Here is a 20,235-nt window from a genome sequence, read left to right on the forward strand (position 1 = left end):
ATGCCAGAAGACTTAGACGACATACAATTAAGAAGCGAAGAAGTACAAGAGATTTTAACTCGGGTTCCTCATTGGATGATACGATGGGGGAATCTGCTTATACTGGGATTAGTGATACTTTTGTTGTTTTTATCCTGGTTGATCAAATATCCCGATGTTATTCCTGCAGAAGCCATTGTAACCACTCAAATCCCACCTCAAAAAGAGTATGCTAAGATCAACGGAAAAATAGAAACCATATTGGTAGAGGATAATCAAATTGTTCCAAAAGATACTCCTCTGGCTATATTGCGTAGTACAGCCAATTACAAGGATGTTTTTTACCTAAAATCTATTATTGATACCACAAAATTAGACAATCAATCCTTCTACTTCCCTATAGATAAATTACGATTCCTTTTTTTGGGAGATATAGAGACCAATTTTGCCTTGTTTGAAAATAGTTATTCTGAATATCAATTAAATAAGCAGTATCAACCTTTTAATTACGAAGTAATTGCCAATGAGGCTGCTTTATCCGAATCTTATAGAAGATTAGAAAGCCTAAAAGCACAAAAGAAAATAGGTGGCGCAGAACTTGATTTTAAGAAGAAAGACGTAGAGCGACAAAAAGAATTGTATGAAAAAGGAGTCATTTCTCAGCAAACCTATGAAAATAAAGAGCTGGATTATTTGAGAGCAAAACGTGATTATGAAAACAATGACGTTCAAATATCACAAATTACTGAGAACATTAGTAATGCCACCAAAAACTCAAGAGGAACAGAGATCAACAAACAAAAGGAAGAAATTAATTTATTTAAGAAAGTACTTCAATCTTTTGATCAATTAAAAACAAGTATAAGAGATTGGGAATTGCAATATGTCCTGAAATCGGATATGGATGGTCGTGTTTCATTCCTAAATTACCGTAATCCCAACCAAACCGTAACCGCCGGGGATGTCGTTTTTGTAGTCGTTCCTATAGAAGAATCATCGTATCTGGCAAGAATCAAAGCTCCTTCCCAAAACTCTGGAAAAATCAAAATCGGACAAACAGCCAATATTCGATTAGAAAACTTCCCAGACGACGAATTTGGAACCTTAAAAGGTGAAGTGAGTTATATTTCACTATTGCCTGACAAGGATGGCTTATATCTTATTGACGTTGCGCTTCCAGACAAACTCATTACTACTTATGATAAGGAGATTCCTTTTAGGCAAGAAATGAGAGGTGTTGTAGAAATTGTTACCGAGGATCTAAGATTGATAGAACGCTTTTTCTATCAATTCAGAAACTTAATGGATAAATAATTTCTCCCACGCAATAGTTATGCAGCTTTAGGTAACGAAATAAGAAATGTACTCCCTGCTCCCGGAGCGCTGGTTACATCAATTTTACCTCGATTTAGCTCTATTAATTCCTTACAAATACGTAATCCCAGACCTGTACCAGTTTCATTTTGTGTACCAGGAGTGGTAAAAGTGTCTTCAGCAAATAATTTATCAATAAATTGTGGATTAATACCAATCCCAGTATCCTTAAATCGAATCTCGTAATGATTGTCTTTATCTTCCGAAAGTAAGGAAATCGAATCTCCCGGGTTACAGAACTTGATAGCATTAGCAATAAGATTTTGGGCGACAATACCAAACATATCCCGATCGGCATAAATCTTTGTTGGATTCAAGTTATTGATCAACTGAATATTCTTTTGCTTGGCTTTTTGTTCAAAAAACGTAAACTTATCCGAAATCACTTCTGAAATATCAAAAGTAGTAGGATTAGCGTTTAATTCCTTTAATTGAGACTTTGACCAATTCAGCAGATTATGTAATAAAATAGATGTTTGATGAGCACCACTTGCCAAAAGCGGAACCACCTCTTTAAATTCTTTATCACTGATCGAATTTTCCTTCAAAAGATTTAAAGTACCTTCCAGGCCACTAATCTCATTCTTAAGATCGTGAGAAATAATTGAAAACAGTTTATTTTTTACCTGATTGGAATTATCCAGCTTGGCTATTAATCTTTTTCTCTCATTTCTTGTTCTTATGATCATAATTAAAAAGATAAGAACCACCAACACAACCGCACTAGCGATATAAGCAATCAAACGAAATTGAAACAATTGTGCTGCAGTTTCTCGTTCTCTTTTTTCCTGTTCTTCAATTAGTTTAAGCTGTTCTAGTTCAGCTTTATAGTGTGCCTTTGTTTTTTCAATCTTTTTTGCAGCAATGTCATACATTCTCTTATCCGAAAGTTCCAGATATTTCTTTTGCCATCCTAAAGCACCCAACAGATTACCTTTGGTAGAATCCAGTTTGAATGAATATTTATAGTTTTTTAAGATTAACGCTGTAATATTAGCTTTTTCAAATTTGCCCCTTGCTTCTTGCAAAAGAGCTTCTGATTTCGCAAAATCTCCCTGCTCCAAAGCAATAATACCCAATTGCTGCTTCGCATTAGTTACGATCAACTTATAGTTGGCTCGGGTTCCCACACATAGTGTTGTATCATAGTACTTTTTTGCTGTTGCATATTCCTTACTATACATAGCAGCTTTAGCCATAATACTATAGGATTGCGCCTCATGTTTAAGGTCTTTTTCTTTTTTATTAATTTGAAGCGATTCTGAAAGTAATTTTTTAGCTTCAGAAAGCTTACCATTTTCAGTATATAATAACGCCAAATTGTTCAGTACCAAGCCTAGGCCTCCTAATCCTAATTTTTTCCTAAGTGCTATAGATTTTAAGTAGTACTCTTCCGAAGAAGCGACATCTTTCAGATCCTTATATACAATAGCCAAGTTGTTGTAAATACTAGATAAACCAATACTATCTTTAAGTTGTTCTCTACATAACTTCGCTTCCATTAGATAATCAGCAGCCTTCTCTAGGTTTCCCTTACTCTGTTCAATAATAAATCTATCATTACGAACCGAGGCTAAGCCGTTAAGGTCATTGATGTCTTTAAAGTATTTAGACGCTTTTTCGAAGTTAGTTTCGGATTCTGTAGTTCTATATAATTTATCGCTAATCAGTCCTTTTTGTCGATACACCATAGCGAGTCCTCTTTTATAGTCGATATCAAAACCTAACTGAATCAGCTGATCTGCCAGAGGCTGTGCTCTATCCAATTGGTCTTGAGTTACAAACTCTTGCAAGTTATTGACGGCTGTGTCGTAGAGTACGGAATCTTTTACGCTCCCTATTTCGGAAAGGTTTACCGCAGACCACTGGTTTTGGGCGAAACCAGATAGGCATGCAAGGCATAACAAGATTGGTAGATAAGTTATCTTCTTCATTGTGTTCATTTTGGGGGTTAAATATGACAAAAAGCATATTTAGTCCACAAAATACACAAATTTTACAATTATTTATAATTTTGTAGTATTATTCTTTCATTTTTTTGAGGTTTTACCATAAAAACAAGATTTTAATTTGGTTAAAAGCCTTTCTTTCAAAGAGAAAGGCCTTTAACCCACTTATAAATATTTAACACCACTAATCTTTTAATTGATCTAGTTCTGCGTACTATTTCTATGATCTACCATTCGTCCTATAAACCAAATAAATGGTTCGACTTGTCCCTTCAAAACACAGGTTCCTTTGCAAATACAATGAAGTAATCCCTGTACATCAGACGATTGTAATACCAAAACTGCATCATTATCAGTGATAACCAATGAGCAAGAAGGCAAATCACAACCCTCATCTGTATTTATTGTAATCTGTCCATCTTTAATTAAGATTGCAACTGGCTCAGATGCTTCAGAAGTCTTAACAGATATAGTCAGGTTTGGCGTCGGGGCAGCAACAACGGCCGTGGATCGTTTTAGATACAAGGAAAATCCATTGGCCCAAGCTTCGATATCAGACATTGATATGTTCGAATCTTTTGTTTCATTTTGCTTAATGGTAAGTTGTTCATCTACTTCGCGTTCTGACTCAATAAGAGCTGCCAGGGTTCTATCCACATCTTCACGAGTATGGGCTGCCGAGCAGATGAGTCTCAAACGGCCACGTCCGCTTTCGACAATCGGATACGTTACTGCTGAAGTTTGAACACCTTGCTGATATAAGTTTTGTACGATGGCATACAGTTTATCTTTGTCACTAAAGTGCGGAGTAACGATAGGTCCGTCTCCAGTTCCCAAATCATACCCAGCATCTTCAAATTGTTTACGCATGTAACGGGTCGTATCCCATAATCGTTCTCGTAAAGCATCATCAGAACGAAGACGTCTTAATGCAGTAAGGGCAGCAGCCATATCAGCCGGACTAATTGAGGCCTGAAAGATGTAAGCTCTAGAAGACGACTTCAAAAGATCAACGTGTTCCTGACTGGCAGCGACTACTCCTCCGAGACTCCCCAAGGCTTTACTGAGTGTTGTCATAATAAAATCTACCTCTTCGGTAACACCTTGAGCTGCACAAATGCCTGCTCCATTTTCACCATAAAAACCAAAAGAATGCGCTTCATCCACCAGAACAAGTGCATTATATTTCTTTGCTGTTCGAACGATCTCTGCAACTGGTGCGGCCCCTTCTCCCATACTATATACACCTTCTAATACGACTAAAATTGTACGATATGGAGACATTTCAGATTTAAGGACTTCCTCTAAATCAGACGCACTATTATGTTGAAAGGTTCGAACCGTAGCTCCACAAAGACGTGCGCCATCTACAATAGATGCGTGACAGAGTTGATCGATAATAACGACATCATTTCTTCCTAATAATCCTGCTATTGCTCCAACATTAGCGGTATACCCTGTTGGAAACAAACATGCACTAGGTTTGCCAACCAAATCGGCAAACTCAGTTTCGAACTCCAAGTGTTGATTCGTCATCCCTGAAGCCGCAGCAGAGGTTCCCATTCCGGTACCAAAACGCGCTAATGCATCAGAAGCTTCCTCCATAACTTTTTGATCGCGATTCAAGCCGAGATACAGGTTCGTTGTCCATATAATAGCTTCTTGCTCTTCATCATTATAAGCATCACCCACAATACCTTTGGTAGCACTTCCTGTTCGTAATACTTTACTATACGGATTTCTGCGATCATTATTGACCATATGTAAGACTTCTTGAACCAGCTTACTTTTATCTGTCGCGTCCCAAGCCGATGCTTTCGCAGCTTGAAATGTAGGGTGACTTGACCGAATATGTGTTTGAAAACTAGCTAATGTATCCGTAAATACAGTTTTTGACCCATTTGTAGAACTATTTGCATCACCACTTCCCATCATAGTAGTAATATAATTCACTAATGTATTTGGAGTGGAATGCTCAAAAATTGCAGTAGCCGACAACTCTCGGCCTAGTAAATTAGAGAGTCTACTACTAAACTCTAATGTGGTTAAGGAATCGAGTCCCAGGTTATCAAATGCATCATTCGGTGATACTTGTGTCGGATCGCCCAAATTCAGTAGAGACGCTACCTCATTCTGAACAATTGACAATATCGTCCTTTCTTGTTCATTGTTTGAATCCATCAAATTTTGAACAACGCTTTGATTTGTGGAGTCTTTTTTGGAACTAGTTTTCTCCTCTAAGTTCATTAGTTTTTTGCGATCTAGCTTATCATTTGGTAAAAGTGGTAAAGCCTTTAAGTATTTTATGACTTGAGGAACCATATACTTTGGAAGTCGCTTTGATGCATATGATTTAACTTCCGCCTCGGTTACTATCTTATCGTTGCTTACTATATAGGCTACTAGTATTTTCTGACCGAAACCTCCATCCACGGCTGCTGCTGCGGCGGCATCAATACCTTCCATAGACTCGAGTGTGGATTCGATTTCTTCCAATTCAATTCTATATCCCCTAATCTTTACTTGTTGATCTACTCTTCCTAGAAATTCGATCTCTTCATTTTCTGTCCAGCGACACAAATCTCCCGTTTTGTATAAGCGATTATCTGAAATCAGATCATTTGGCGCCATGTCAATAAATCGTTTTTTGGTCATCGCTTCATCATACAGGTAACCGCGTGCAAGCTTGGTTCCCGCCAGGTACAATTCTCCTGCTACTCCAGTGGTAACAGGTTGCAAAGCTTCATCCAGAATGTAAGCACGTGAGTTAGGTACAGACTTGCCAATAGTGACTACTTCAGTCCCAGGAGAAACTTCAGCGATAGTAGAATAGACTGTATCCTCGGTAGGTCCATATGCATTCAAAACACGTACATCTGGTTTTTGCTGATGTACTTGTGCGACTAGTGAAGGCTTGAGTGCCTCTCCTCCAAAAACCAAACATTTCAACCCCTTAGGTAATTTTTCTGTTGTTAGTAAAGCCTGCATTGCCGAGGCAACCATTACGCAAACTCTGATCTCATCTACAGCAGGAAGTTTGGTCAACTCTAATGCATTTTTGGCTAAAATAATGGTTCCCCCCAGGGATAAGGTCCCCATAATTTCCATTACCGAGGTATCAAAACAAACTGAAGCCCCTGCAAAAACACCTTTCAACTCTTCATCACTAAATAGTTCTCGCATAGATTGACGAAGACAAACAAAACCTTTATGTTCTACCGCTACACCCTTTGGTTTCCCTGTTGAACCTGAAGTATAAATTACATAAGCCAAATCGTTTCCTGAGGCTCTTACCGAATGATCGATATGTCCGGCTAATTTATTGATTCGCAATTGTTCTTGCACACTACTACATAGTTCGGCAGAAACCTCATTATCTACAATAGTTGCCACGGCACGAGAATGCTCCAACATGTATTTAACGCGATCCTGAGGATATGCCGGATCCAAAGGTACATATGCACATCCAGCCTGCATTACTCCAATCAGAGCAGCAACCAGTTCCCAAGTCCGGTCCATACACACACCCACCAGCGATCCTGGTGCTACCTTTCGGTTAATGAGTTCTCCGGAAACCTCACCAGCCCGTATCATTAGCTCCTTATAACTGATTTTTGTCTCTCTATCAATAATTGCAATTCGTTCTGGATACTTGAGCATTTGCTTTACGATCAAACCACAAATTGTTGTTTCTAAATTGTCGTCAGTTTTTTGAGCAAGTTTTTTGTTCATTAAATTTTGCAAACCCTCGGGGTTCATGCCTATTATTTCTTCTGTGTGTTGCACTCCTGCTGCGTCCAACATACGCTGTCGATTACTAGCGATTTCGGTCTTATCCGAGCCTGAATTAAAACGATCCAATTGTTCTGTATTGGTCGATAATTCGTTTAAAAATTGAGTTAATTTATCCATTGGTATATATTGTTTTTATAAATATAAAGAGCACATGGATACACATCCCAAAATAGAAGTATACATTAAGTAGACCTGTAGCAACTAGTCTTTAAAAGAGACAGACAATGAATAGACAAAAAAATAAATTACTAATTTTCAATTGTTTATTTTTTAAAAACCAAGACAAGGCTTTCACAATTATAGTTGAATTATAGGAAACATTTTACCACTACATATCGTAGATCAATCATAAGTATTGTTATTAAAATTACTTTACGTTTGGTTTCAAAAAAACTACGCATAAAAAAAGTAGATTGTTTTGATAAACAATCTACTTTCTCAACAAAGCATTTCACTCTTGTGTGTATTCTTATTTTGTTTCTTTACTCTTTACCCATTCATCTACCAAATTATCTAGCACATTAAGCGGAACTGCTCCATTTGTGAGCACAACATCGTGAAACTCCCGAATATCAAATTGCTCTCCTAATTCCTTCTTTGCATTTTCTCTCAATTCCAGAATTTTATTCATTCCTATTTTATATGCAGTAGCCTGGCTAGGCATTACAATATGCCTTTCTACCATTTTGATAGCATCGCTTTCTGCGTTAGGAGTATTTGTAGCATAGTACTTTATCCCTTCTTCTCTCGTCCATTTTTTAGCGTGAATCCCGGTATCTACAACTAATCTACATGCTCTCCAAAGTTCCATTGCCAAACGACCAAAATCCGAATACGGATCACTGTAAAGTCCTATTTCTTTTGGTAAGAGCTCATTGTAAAGCCCCCAACCTTCTATGTAGGCAGTATATCCACCAAACTTTCTAAATTTTGGTATATCCTGTAACTCTTGCGCTATCGATATTTGCATATGATGTCCTGGGATTCCTTCATGATATGCCAAAGCTTCCATTTGATATATAGGCATGGCTTCCATATCATAAAGATTTGCATAATAGGTTCCTGGTCGAGATCCATCAGGTGTACCCCGCTGATAAAATGCTTTACCAGCGCTTTTTTCTCTAAAAGGCTCTACAGCTTTTACGATGATATCCGCTTTGGGTTTTGTGATGAACAACTCATCCAATCTTGATTTCAGGTTATCGATTAGTCCTACAGCCTTTTTTAGATAGGCCGCTTTTCCTTCTTCTGTATTAGGATAATAGAACTTCTTATCCTCTTTCATATACTTAAAGAAATCTTGCAACGTGCCTTCGTATTTTACCTGCTTCATAATATCTCGCATCTCACTATGTATACGCTCCACTTCTTTTAGACCCAAATCATGAATTTGGTCTGCTGTCATATCAGTAGTTGTCGTTCTTTTTAACGCCATATTATAGAACTTATCTCCTTTTGGAAATTTCCAGGCTCCATCGTCTGTAGTTGCTCTTTGTTGTTGTTTTTCTAACAAAGTAATCAGTTTTTCATACCCTGGTTTTACACCTTCTAGCAATGCTTTTTTTGCATTTGCTATGAGTTCCTGATTTTCTTCTTCCGATAATTCTAGCGAAGCTATTTTCCCTTTAAAATCAGCCAATAATGTACTCTCTTCCTTGGATTCATCAAAGGGTTGACCTGTGATAATGTTCTTACTGTCATCCAAAACCTTGGTGAACACAAATTTTGGAGGTAAAATTCCATTCTTCTCACGGATCTTCATATTTTCTACAAGTTGCGTAAACAACACATCTATTCCGTTCAATCTGGAAATATAAGCTTCTGCATCACTCTTTGCTGAAATTCGGTGCATGTTGATCATAAACGCAGGTATTTCGGCTTGCATACCATGCATTTGATTTACCGGATAATCATAGAAGCGATATTGAAAATCTTCAATTTCATCTTCAAGATCTTGTTTCATCAAAGTATAGCTCAACTGGGTAGCATCATTAAGCAAGGACACATATACAGAATCATTAAGATATGCTAAGCGTCGTTTTACTCGTTCTAAGTCTTCTGCTTCTCTCTTTGATGAAATGTCATCCCATTTACCATAATCTTCAGTTTTAACTCCTAAGTAGGTTTGAGTCATTGGAGATAATTTTACCTCTTCCTGAAATTGAGCTTCAAACCAATCATTCAAATTTTTGGAATGCTCTTCTATACTTTCAGCACTCGAAACTTCGGTAGCGGTCTCTTTATTTTCCTGTTTACAACTTGTAAAAGCAAATGTTGCAAACATTACAAGAGTACTTATTCTTAAAAAATTTTGCATGTTACACATGTATTTAGGGTGATGGTTTATTTTAAAATTGAAACTTCGATAGCAGAATCATGAAATACCTTATGCGTCTGTTTTTTGAAGTCTGATGCTTTTGCTTTAAATATATTTGGCACAAAAGTCTGCGGGTTCAAATCAATTAATGGAAACCATGTACTCTGTACCTGAATCTGAATTTTATGCCCTTTCTTAAAGGTATGATGAACATCCTGTAATTTAATATTCACAGCTGTTTTTTCGTTAGCAGTAAAAGGTTCTGGTTTACCGAAATCGTTTCTAAAACGACCTCTCATTACCTCGCTACGAACCATCATATGATAGTTCCCCATTTTTAAATATTTCTGGGTTTCCTGAGTATCTTCGGCGTCATTAGGAAATACATCCACCAATTTTACTGCCCAGTCTGCATCTGTACCTGTAGTAGCCACTTTTAATTTGGCTAATATTTCTCCAGATAAAGTTACGTCCTCCGTCAAAACCGGGGTTTCGAACACTAAAACATCTGGACGACGAGCAGCAAATCTTTGATCGTCGGTCATATACTTTCTTGGTGTAAATACCATCTTCACATCCTCTGAATACGGAACTGGTTTTTTAGGATCACTTATAAATTCTGAAACTCCATCCCCTTTTGCTTCGGTAAGACCATCTGCCAGATAAAATGTTTTCTTTTCAACATTTTTTGGTGGCCAGGTTTCAAAAGAGTCCCATTTTTTGGCTCCCGTATCAAAGATTTGTATTTCTGGTAAAGCTTCTTCTTTGGTATCATTTTTCAGGAAACGGTTAAAGAATCGGGTCTCCACATTCTTTTGGTAGTTTTCAGAAATTTTATCTCCAAAATATACATTTCCTATAGCCTGACGGTCCTTACTTCTAGCCCAATCTCCATGACTCCAAGGACCAAAAACCATAATATTATAATTATCACTTCTTTTTTCTATGTTCTCATAGGTCTCGAACGGACCATACAAATCTTCAGCATCAAAAAGTCCCCCTACTACCATTACAGCAGGCTTAATATTTTCAAGATGTTGGATGATTCCTCTTTTTTGCCAGAATTCGTCATAATTAGGATGTTCTTTTAGTTGGGTCCAAAACACGTTATCTTCTTTATAATACTGGTCCAGATTACTTAATGGACCTGCATCTAAGAAAAACTGATATTGATCTTTGCTTGGTAATTTGGTAAACTCATACCAAGGTTTTGATACGGGTTTTGTTTTTTCATAACCAAATAGTGCAGTAACTCGCCAATAGCTTAGCAAATAAGCTCCGTTGTGATGAAAATCATCAAAAAAGAAATCCCCAATACACGCCTGAGGCGAAACTGCCTTTAACGCTGGGTGTGAATCTAACAAGGAATACGTGGCATAAAACCCTGGGTACGAAATCCCCCATACACCAACATTTCCATTGTTATTAGCCACATTTTTTACCAGCCAATCAATAGTATCGTAAGTATCACTGGCTTCGTCGAACTGTTTTCCTTTTTTATTAGGGATATAAGCCCGCATATTATCATAAACTCCTTCACTCATCCAACGACCTCTCACATCCTGATAAACAATAATATTTCCTTCTTGCATCATATATTTATTGGGACCAATCTGAGATCTAAATTGTCCCTCTCCATATGGTCTAGAGCTATATGGAGTACGTTGCATTAAAATAGGATACTTTTTTGAAGTATCTTTTGGAGAATAAATGGTTGTATGTAACTTGGTACCATCTCGCATTACGATATCAACCTCTTTCTTTGTGTAGTGATCTTTTACTTCGTATGCATTATCCTGTTGAGAAAACCCTATAAAGGAAACAAATAGTACGAATAAAGTAAAATAGTTAATTTTTAAGACTTGCATTGATGTTAATTTAGTTTGTCGCTGAAGATAAAAAAATGGTGTAGCCATAAAGATACCTTTAAGGAGATTTTAACACAGGTTCAGCGATATTATTATCTAGTTATCTCTGAGATATTATCATAAATAAAAACCTTTGGCTAATATGCCAAAGGTTTTTCCCACGATCTATTATTATATCTATATCCCCTTATATAGATATTTTGGCTTTGGGGTAAGCACTATTGTGGCGTGATTTCAACTTCAATAAGGTTATATCCTCCTCTTGGATCTCCAAACCATGTTACTCCAGGTCCACTATTGATCACTCCTTTTCCGAATTGAACATCTTCTAGAGATGAAACTCTTCTTACAGAAGTATCCGCATCCGCCGGTCCTGTATTAAGCGCAGTTTGTCTCATTACCTGATTTGGTCCAAAACCTACTGGCTCATCATCTTCTGTACCGGCATCATATAAGTATGTATTTGAACTTTCACTCACTCCAGAGAAAGCAGATCCATCTGGGTTAAACAATACCAATCCAACATTGTTTGTACTAATAAACCAGTCGTTGGATTGAACGAACATAGTACCGAAACCTAATTTATAATCTTGTCCTTCTGGAACCTCTATTGTGAAGGTATGTACACCTCCAGGCATAATTGGTCCTGCCTCGGTTGGTAAAGCTGTTGGGATACCAAAATCTTTTAGGTAATTGTATGCCACGCTTCTATCACCATCTTCTGCAATTTCTTCTAATCCGCTAGATGCTTTTGCTGCTTCTCCTTGTGTAAACCATGGATCTCTGTCTGTGTTAAAAGCGTAGATAAATGAAGGAGATAAAGGTGTTAATGAAGAAGATAATCTAAGTGGTGTTCCTTGCGTTCCTAATTCATTGAACCAATCATTTAATTCGGCAGGAAGACCGTCTTCCGCAATAGCTTCAAGACCTACTCCTCTATCAGGCTGCCCTAGAGTAAATAAAGGGTTATTTTGAGCATGTAGTACAACTAATCCTGGAGTAATAACGATTCCATTTCCTGCACCTTGTAAGTTAGTAATGGTTAATGTAAATTCTCTATTTGGCTCATCATATGCTAGTTCTACTCGAATATCAGCACTTACATCTTCTTGTATGATTCTAACGGTATTGTCATCATCTGGATTCCCCATGTTTGGTCCCGATTGTACGGTAGCGATAAAGGCCGCTTCTTCTTCTTCTGTACCTAGATCCCAAAGTAAAACTTGATCTGTAATATCTCCGGTTACCGCTGTTTGTCCGTTAAATAAATCTATCCCCACTCCTCTTGGTCCAAAAAACCAATCATTTGTTGCCGCAGACATAGTTGCAAAATTTAATTTTGCTCCAGGAACAGCTTTAAAAGTTTTGGTTAATGTTCCATTCAAAGCTCCTACGGGTGCGTTTTCTGCAAATGGAGCTGCGTATAAGTAATTTACAGTATTTCTGATGGTAACAGCAAATGTTCTATTAGTTACCGCAGTAGCATTACCTTGTCCAAAAGTTGGATTAACTCTCTCTTCCCAATCTGTAGAAGCATCTCCTTCTCCATCGTACGCGATACTGAAACTTGGTAATCTTACCTCTGGGATAAAGTCTCCAGTAGTCCAGATTCCAGCTTCAACCGCAACATTTTCTCTAGGATTACCACCAGATCCCCACTGAACAAAATCTACGATGGCATCAGCACTAGCAAAGGTATTGGTAGAATACAACCCTAATCCTTCATTATTACTTAACATATCCCAGTTTACCACCAAAAATTCACCTGGTGCAAGCTCTCTATTACCGCTTACTACGGTTGCGTTTTCAATCTGTAAATATTGACCAGGACCAAGACATAACCAGTATGGTGCCAAGTCTACTGATACCGTACCGTTGTTCCATAACTCGATTAATTTGTCTTCCCCATAATTTACCTCGTTAAACACGATAGAACGTACATCATTAACAGGCATTGTTAATACGTTTTCTGCTCCAAATGTCACAGTAGTAGTTTCTGCCCAATTTGCAGCACCATTACCTTCTCCATCAAAGATAATACTGTTGTCTGCATCTGTTGTGGCAGGAACAAACTCTCCTGCTGCCCATAAACCAGCAGCTACAGCTACATCTTCTCTAGCACTACCGCCAGATCCATACTGTACGAAATCTACAAGTGCATCGGCATTGGTAAATTCATTTGAAGAATACAATCCTAAACCTGCATCCGTATCAGGTAAATTATAAGGTAATACCAAATATCCCCCTGCAGGAATTACAACACTTCCACTTTCTGGAGTGATTTCTCCAATTCTTTGGTAGGTACCAGGCCCTAAACATAACCAGTAATCGCTAAGGTCTGCTTCCTGGTCTCCTCGGTTAAAAATTTCTACCAAGTCGGTACCTAGAAATCTAATTTCGTTGATTACAACATTATTTTCGACAGGATCCGGATTATCCGGAGGTGTCACTACATCGTCGTCATCACTACACGATGCGAATGCTATTAAAGCAATAAAAAAGTAAAGATTAATTTTTTTCATGATATATACTTTTATTTGTTCATTTTACTTGAGACAAAATTAATCGCAATCAAAACCAAAAAACGGTGACAAAAGTCACCGTAAATTGTTAAAAATTTGTTATTTAATTAATTAATAATCAAATGATTACACGCAAAAATACATGCGCTTTTAGGCACCAATTTGGCACCTAAAAGCAAAGGGTAGAAAAACTATTATTTTAGCTTACTTGCAATTGTTTTAGTTCGATATGTCTTTTATGCTGAATCAGTAAATCCGTAGCTTGTAATTTTTTGGTAAGTCTTGAGACTACTTCTCTTGAAGTTCCTAAATCTGAAGCTATTTGCTGATGAGACATTTGTATCATATTGCAATTTTGAAGCTTCGCTTTTTCGGTTAGGTAATTCACCAATCTATCTTCTATTTTATAACACACTACTTGTTTTGTAGTATTCAATAGATCCTCGTAATTACGTTGAAAGTCTTTTAATATAATTTGCGTGAATGATGGATATTTAAAAAACCATTCTTTTACATTTTTAATGGGTAGGCATAACACCTTTGTTTCTTTTTCTGTAACTGCTGAGAAACGAACAGGTTCTTGTCCAAACAAATGATTAAAACTCAAAATACAGCATTGTCCTGGATGAATGTAGTATAGCAAAAATTCTACTTCCTCCTCTTCAGCATACATTTTAATCAAACCGTCTAATATGATGGGAAGAAAGTTAAGGTAACTACCTTGTTTTACGACATACTCTCCTTTAGGAATACTTTTTAATTGCCCAAAAGAAAGCATTTCATCTTCAAGCTCTTTTTCGATAAACGGAAAACATCTGGAAAGTTCTAATTTTTCACTTAGCATTCTTCATTGTATTAGGGTTTGAACACTAAGTAAGTCGAAAAAAACAAACGTACTTACACGATAACTATAATAAAAATTTATAATAACATTAAAAACTATTATTTTGAACTATAATTCTTCAATCCGGTCTTTAACCATTTTAGGTATTCTTTGACATCAGGAGTGTAAGCTGTAGTACGGTTTAGCATATTCATATCACTATCCAAAAGAACATAATACGGCTGAGAATTATTCTGAAAATTAAGGGTCTGGAAAGTTGCCCATTTGTCCCCAATAGTCTTTATATTTTTTACTCTTCCATCAGGTTTCAGAAATTTAAATCGCTCATTGTCCGATAGTTTTTCGCGATCATCTACATACAATGAAATCAATGTATATTTATCTTTTAATATTTCAATAATTTCTGGATGGCTCCAAACCTGCTCTTCCATCTTTCTGCAATTTACACACGCCCATCCCGTAAAATCTAACATAATCGGTTTGTTTTGAGCTTTGGCCGCTTTCACCCCTTCTTCAAAATCAGTATATGCATTTAATCCTAGAGGGCCATGCGCTTCTTTTTCATAAACACTATAAAATAACGGAGGCGGGAAACCACTTAATAATTTTAGATTTGCATAAGCTGTATTGGTAAGGCCAGGTAATAAATAAATTACAAAGGCTAAGGTTACTACTCCCAGCGTTTTTCTTGCTGTACTCAATTTTTGTAACGGGCCATCGTGCGGAAAACGAATTTTCCCAAACAAATAGAGAACCATCCCTATTCCGATAACAATCCAGATACCGATAAATATTTCTCGTTTCAATAGTCCCCAATGCTCTACAAGATCAGCATTAGACAAGAATTTGAAAGCTAAGGCTAGCTCAATGAACCCAAGTACCACTTTAACCGTATTCAACCACCCTCCACTTTTTGGTAGAGAGTTTAACCAATTTGGAAACAAGGCAAATAGTCCAAATGGCAATGCCAAAGCCAATCCAAAACCTCCCATACCAAAGCTTAACTGCATCGCTCCACCATCGGTACTTAGAGATCCTCCTAACAACGATCCTAAAATCGGTCCTGTACAAGAAAAGGAAACCAAAGCTAACGTAAGTGCCATAAAAAACACACCTACAATTCCTCCTATACTGGTTGCCTTACTATCTAGCTTATTGCTCCAAGAGGCAGGTAAAGTAATCTCAAAATACCCGAAAAAGGAAATTGCGAAAACAATAAATATGATAAAAAACAAGATATTGAGCGTCACATTGGTAGAGATATTATTTAAAATCTCTGGGTCTACAGAATCCAATAAATGGAATGGTAAACTTAGTAATACATATATCGCAAAAATGAAAAAGCCATACAAAATAGCATTAAACATTCCTTTTTTCTTGTTATTGGCACTTTTGGTAAAAAACGATACTGTGAGCGGTATCATAGGAAATACACAAGGTGTAAGCAGTGCAATCAAACCGCCTAAAAAACCTAAAATAAAGATGTTGAAAACACTTTTCTTTTCTACTTCTTCTGATGGGAATTTTTCTTTCCCTTGTATATCAATATGTAACGCATCAGACCTATTACGATCATTATCAGTTATTGCAGAAGCATCTCCTTTGTTCTCTGAAGCTGCACCCGAAAAACTAATATCAAACTCTACCATTTCCGGAGCCAAACAACGCTCATCATCACATATAGAGAAATATACCTCTGCCTTAACGCTTTTTAAATTAGGATTAATGCGTTTTATTTTTTGAGTAAAAGTGACTTTCTCTTCAAAGTACTTTATATCCATCTCAAAAATCTTATCAAACTTTTCAATTCCCTTAGGCTCTATAGTCTCTCCAATTAACTCGTAGGTATCTGGTGTTGGATAGAAGGTAAACTCTGTGGGTACCGGAGCTATTTCATCGGTTTCTACCTCATGTATTGAATATAGATGCCATCCTTTATCCAGTTTGGCGGTAAATTTTAAGATATACGTATCTTCTGTTTCTTTTTCAATTCCTGCGTTCCATTCTATTGGGTCGAGGGTTTGAGAAAAAACAGATGTAGACAATAGGGTTATAAATAGTAGTAGATAGCGCATTAGGTTATAGTTATTTTTAGTATTTGATTAGTTTGGGGCATAATTTTATATCGACTGTCTGCTCTGTAATTGATGATCCAAACGATTTCTTTTCCAGAACACAACAACCATACTCGTTCTTTGGCTAACAAAGATAATTTTTCGTCTTTAAAATATTTACTTAATTTCTTTTTCCCTTTCATTCCCAGTGGATAAAAGTAGTCGCCTTCTTTCCATTTTCTTACACTCAAAGGGTACTTTAACTTTTCTTTATCTACAAAAATCGTCTTCAAATTTGGATTATCCATCTCGTCAACCTCCTTAAAACGCATCGTTCCCGAAGGAAACATTAACATGGTTTCTTCTTCAGGAATTGAATACACATGATCCGGTAATTCTTCGATTATTGGGCTTAATAATAAATGTTCTCGATCCTTTACCAAACGATGGGTTGCAGAAAAAATCTGTTTCCCGGATTGCGCCGTTACCATTTGTTCGATATCGCTCCAAGCTGTAAACCCATAATCTTTTAATAGGAAAAATAAGCTACTCTTTGAATTACCATAACTCTGTAATCGATTAATCGGAATTTTTATAACACCATTCTCCCCCAAGAGGAACAGCTCTTTTTTTAGCAAGAGAACTTGTGACTTGATAAAGTTAGTACTAGCTTGTATATTGGCTACAGTAGTTTGAAAGTTTTTAAGTAGGCTTGGATTAATCATCTTCAACTCTGGGATCACATCATGCCTCAATTTATTTCTAAGGTATTTGGTACTCTTATTACTACTATCCTCTCTCCATTGCAACTTTCGCTTCTTAGCAAACTTTAGCAAATCTTCCCTCGAAAAATTAAGTAAAGGCCTGATATATTTTCCATTTACTTCTGGAATACCGGCAAGTCCTTCTATTCCCGTTCCTCTTGACAAATTGATCAAAAAGGTTTCGAGATTGTCATCGGTATGATGCGCGGTTAGGATATAATCGTATTGATGGAGTTCGGCCATTTCATCAAACCAACGATATCTCAACTCTCGAGCTGCCATTTGTATTGACAAATTATGAGCTGCTGCATACTTTTCGGTATCAAATGAAGTTGTAAAACAAGGAATATGTAATTGCTGAGCATACGCTTTTACAAAAGCTTCATCCCCGTCACTCTCTTCATTTCGAAGCTTAAAATTACAATGTGCAACTCCTGTTTCAAAAGAGGTCTCAATACATAATTTTACAAGCACCATACTATCCAATCCTCCGCTACAGGCAATCAATATTCTGCTCCCCAGCAAAAAAGGGAGTTGTGTAGAAATATGCTCTTTAAATTCCTGTGCTAACAAGATATTTGTCTTTTTTTACGGTTTTTCAAATATACAATTTTGATTTACCAATAACATTACACTCAAAACATTGATTTATCCATTGATTTTCAAGTTTTTAACATCAAAATTGGTTTGTTTTCGTTATTTTTAAAACAACAACTCTTAAATCAAGGACCAATGACAAGGACAGATGAATTGCAGAAATTTTATAGGGCTGATGATCAAAGGGAATTTAGTAAAAAATTACTTTCTATTGTTCCTCACTTACATCCATATGTAAAACACCGATTATACATTGCTGAAAGTGTTGGTATTTTGCCGCAAAACATGTATTGTTCTAACGGTATAATAGACGATGCTATTGTAAAACTACACCAGGATAAATTTGATATCCATATGGATACCTTATCCCTGGAATTACAACTTTTCAAAATTGCCGACGAACTTATTGATGAATTGTATCTAAGAGAAGGTTGGCATCAGCGAAGTATTAGTACGAACCATTTCCTAAAAAACGAATTGGAGAAACTAGAAGAAGTGTATACTACAGAAGGTAACGAACTAATCATGAAAGAAGATCTGAATGACATATGCTACCATCAATCTTCTGAAAACAAACAAAACTTCATCTATGATGATCTGGATTCTGAAATCCTTCGTATCATTGACGCCGAGCCCTCTACAGATTTTAGGAAACAGAAACTCTTAGGTAAATTCTACAGTTGGTTACCGATGAAAACTTCCAAAATCATTGATTTATTCGTGTTTGGTAAACTTAATTTTGACGAAATTGCTACCATCATGGAAATCACCGCGAATGATGTAAAGGAAACTATTATTAATGTTAGAAAGAGTTTCAGGAAAAATCTTATTTAACTAAAACAATATTCCAAAAATCAATTAAACACCTTCAAGCACTTCGCGCATTGCTTTAGCTTTTAGCAAACATTCTTCGTATTCCTTATCGGGATCGGATTTGGCTGTGATTGCTCCCCCAACGGTATAGGATATATAGTTCTCTTCAGCATTATACAAAATACTACGTATCACTACATTAAAGTCGAAGTCTCCCTTGGGAGTAAAATATCCCACCGCACCACTGTACAATCCGCGTTTAGATTCTTCCAGGTTTTCAATAATCTGCATAGCAGAAATTTTAGGTGCTCCGGTCATACTTCCCATGGGGAATGTAGTCTTGATTACTTCTACCGGAGAGGTTGTTTCCTTCACCTCAGAGACAACCGTCGAAATCATTTGATGCACTTGTTTGAAGCTATATACTCCACAAAGTTCTTCTACCTTCACCGAACCTTTGACCGCAGTTCTGGACAAATCGTTACGTACCAGATCCACGATCATAATATTCTCTGAACGCTCTTTTAAATCTGCTTTTAATTGCGTTGCAAACTTTTCATCCTCTGTCTTATCTTCGGCTCGTTTGGCAGTTCCTTTTATAGGCTGCGAAATGATCTTCTTCCCTTCTTTTCGAATATATCGTTCTGGAGATGCTGACAACAAATATTGATTGTCGAACTTCAAAAATGTAGCAAAAGGTGGTTGCGAAATAGCATTGAGATGGTGATAGGTTTGTAAAGGATCTATACAACTGTCTTTGGCAAAAAACTCCTGGCAAAAATTGGCTTCATAAATATCTCCCCGATGTATATGATCCAACATCAGCCCGACCTTTTTCTTATACACATCTTTGGTCATCCCAAGGCTAATTTTCACTTTACCACAATCACTATCTTCTTTTTCCAGCAATTGAATCGTATCCGGTAACTCCTGGATTTCCTGAAAATCATCATCCATCTCATCATCCACCATACGCAAATAGTGCATCTCTAATTCGTTACCTTTCAGCAACAACAATTTCTTGGGTTGAAAAAAATACAGATCAGGAAATAGCAGGCCATCTTTGTTTTGTGAAATTAAATGCTCCACATCATTCTTCAAATCATAAGATAGATATCCAAAAATCCAATCGGCCGTTTTCTCCTGGTATTCTTTTAACTCTGCAAAAGCGTTTACGTGATCTGTTTTTATTGTAGTAAAGGCCTCAACCGCCAAAACAGCATCATAACTAGAATACAGTTGCTGATACGAATTAGAATCCAACAAAATAGCTTCATCAAATGTCTGCGCCCATTGTAACATTTGATTTTTGAAAGAAGCGGGATCTGTTAAAGCATATTTTTGGGTACTTCGCACGGC

The 20,235-nt window shown here is 36.8% G+C and carries 11 protein-coding genes; 2 read left to right on the plus strand and 9 right to left on the minus strand.

The annotated features are described in order from the left end of the window. A complete protein-coding gene (locus AC0L3Q_RS16340; protein WP_473281071.1) occupies positions 1 to 1,293 on the plus strand; it encodes an HlyD family secretion protein in 1,293 nt (430 codons plus the stop codon). A gap of 17 nt (positions 1,294 to 1,310) precedes the next feature. On the opposite strand, the gene AC0L3Q_RS16345 is transcribed toward AC0L3Q_RS16340, so the two are convergent. The 8 genes from AC0L3Q_RS16345 to tilS form a co-directional block, all read right to left on the minus strand. Then, complete coding sequence (locus AC0L3Q_RS16345) at positions 1,311 to 3,287, minus strand: tetratricopeptide repeat-containing sensor histidine kinase (RefSeq protein ID WP_473281072.1); 1,977 nt, start codon at positions 3,285 to 3,287, stop codon at positions 1,311 to 1,313. Between the two features lie 216 nt (positions 3,288 to 3,503). Further along, on the minus strand, positions 3,504 to 7,214 hold the full coding sequence (locus AC0L3Q_RS16350; RefSeq protein WP_473281074.1) for an amino acid adenylation domain-containing protein: 3,711 nt from the start codon (positions 7,212 to 7,214) through the stop codon (positions 3,504 to 3,506). A 352-nt stretch (positions 7,215 to 7,566) separates the two neighbouring features. Beyond that, positions 7,567 to 9,414 carry a DUF885 domain-containing protein gene (locus AC0L3Q_RS16355; protein ID WP_473281076.1) on the minus strand — a complete coding sequence of 616 codons (1,848 nt, stop codon included), beginning with the start codon at positions 9,412 to 9,414 and terminating at the stop codon, positions 7,567 to 7,569. A gap of 26 nt (positions 9,415 to 9,440) precedes the next feature. Continuing rightward, positions 9,441 to 11,282: a CocE/NonD family hydrolase gene (locus AC0L3Q_RS16360; RefSeq protein WP_473281078.1), complete on the minus strand. Its 1,842-nt coding sequence runs from the start codon at positions 11,280 to 11,282 to the stop codon at positions 9,441 to 9,443. 218 nt (positions 11,283 to 11,500) lie between these two features. After that, the gene (locus AC0L3Q_RS16365) at positions 11,501 to 13,804 is read right to left on the minus strand and encodes a spondin domain-containing protein (protein WP_473281080.1); all 2,304 of its coding nucleotides are present in this window, start codon (positions 13,802 to 13,804) and stop codon (positions 11,501 to 11,503) included. A 199-nt stretch (positions 13,805 to 14,003) separates the two neighbouring features. Then, on the minus strand, positions 14,004 to 14,648 hold the full coding sequence (locus tag AC0L3Q_RS16370; protein WP_073316315.1) for a Crp/Fnr family transcriptional regulator: 645 nt from the start codon (positions 14,646 to 14,648) through the stop codon (positions 14,004 to 14,006). Positions 14,649 to 14,746: 98 nt separating this feature from the next. Continuing rightward, positions 14,747 to 16,723: a protein-disulfide reductase DsbD family protein gene (locus AC0L3Q_RS16375; protein WP_473281082.1), complete on the minus strand. Its 1,977-nt coding sequence runs from the start codon at positions 16,721 to 16,723 to the stop codon at positions 14,747 to 14,749. Beyond that, positions 16,723 to 18,039, minus strand: a complete 1,317-nt coding sequence (gene tilS, locus AC0L3Q_RS16380; RefSeq protein ID WP_473281083.1) for a tRNA lysidine(34) synthetase TilS — start codon at positions 18,037 to 18,039, stop codon at positions 16,723 to 16,725. The genes AC0L3Q_RS16375 and tilS overlap by 1 nt, the downstream gene beginning before the upstream one ends. 159 nt (positions 18,040 to 18,198) lie before the next feature. Between tilS and AC0L3Q_RS16385 the strand changes: the two genes are divergently transcribed. Next, on the plus strand, positions 18,199 to 18,897 hold the full coding sequence (locus tag AC0L3Q_RS16385; protein ID WP_473281085.1) for a hypothetical protein: 699 nt from the start codon (positions 18,199 to 18,201) through the stop codon (positions 18,895 to 18,897). Between the two features lie 24 nt (positions 18,898 to 18,921). On the opposite strand, the gene pabB is transcribed toward AC0L3Q_RS16385, so the two are convergent. Then, entirely contained in the window at positions 18,922 to 20,232 is a 1,311-nt protein-coding gene (gene pabB, locus AC0L3Q_RS16390) for an aminodeoxychorismate synthase component I (protein ID WP_473286953.1), read from the minus strand. Positions 20,233 to 20,235 lie beyond the last annotated feature (3 nt).

It is taken from the genome of Aquimarina sp. KJ22-3 (assembly GCF_055808215.1).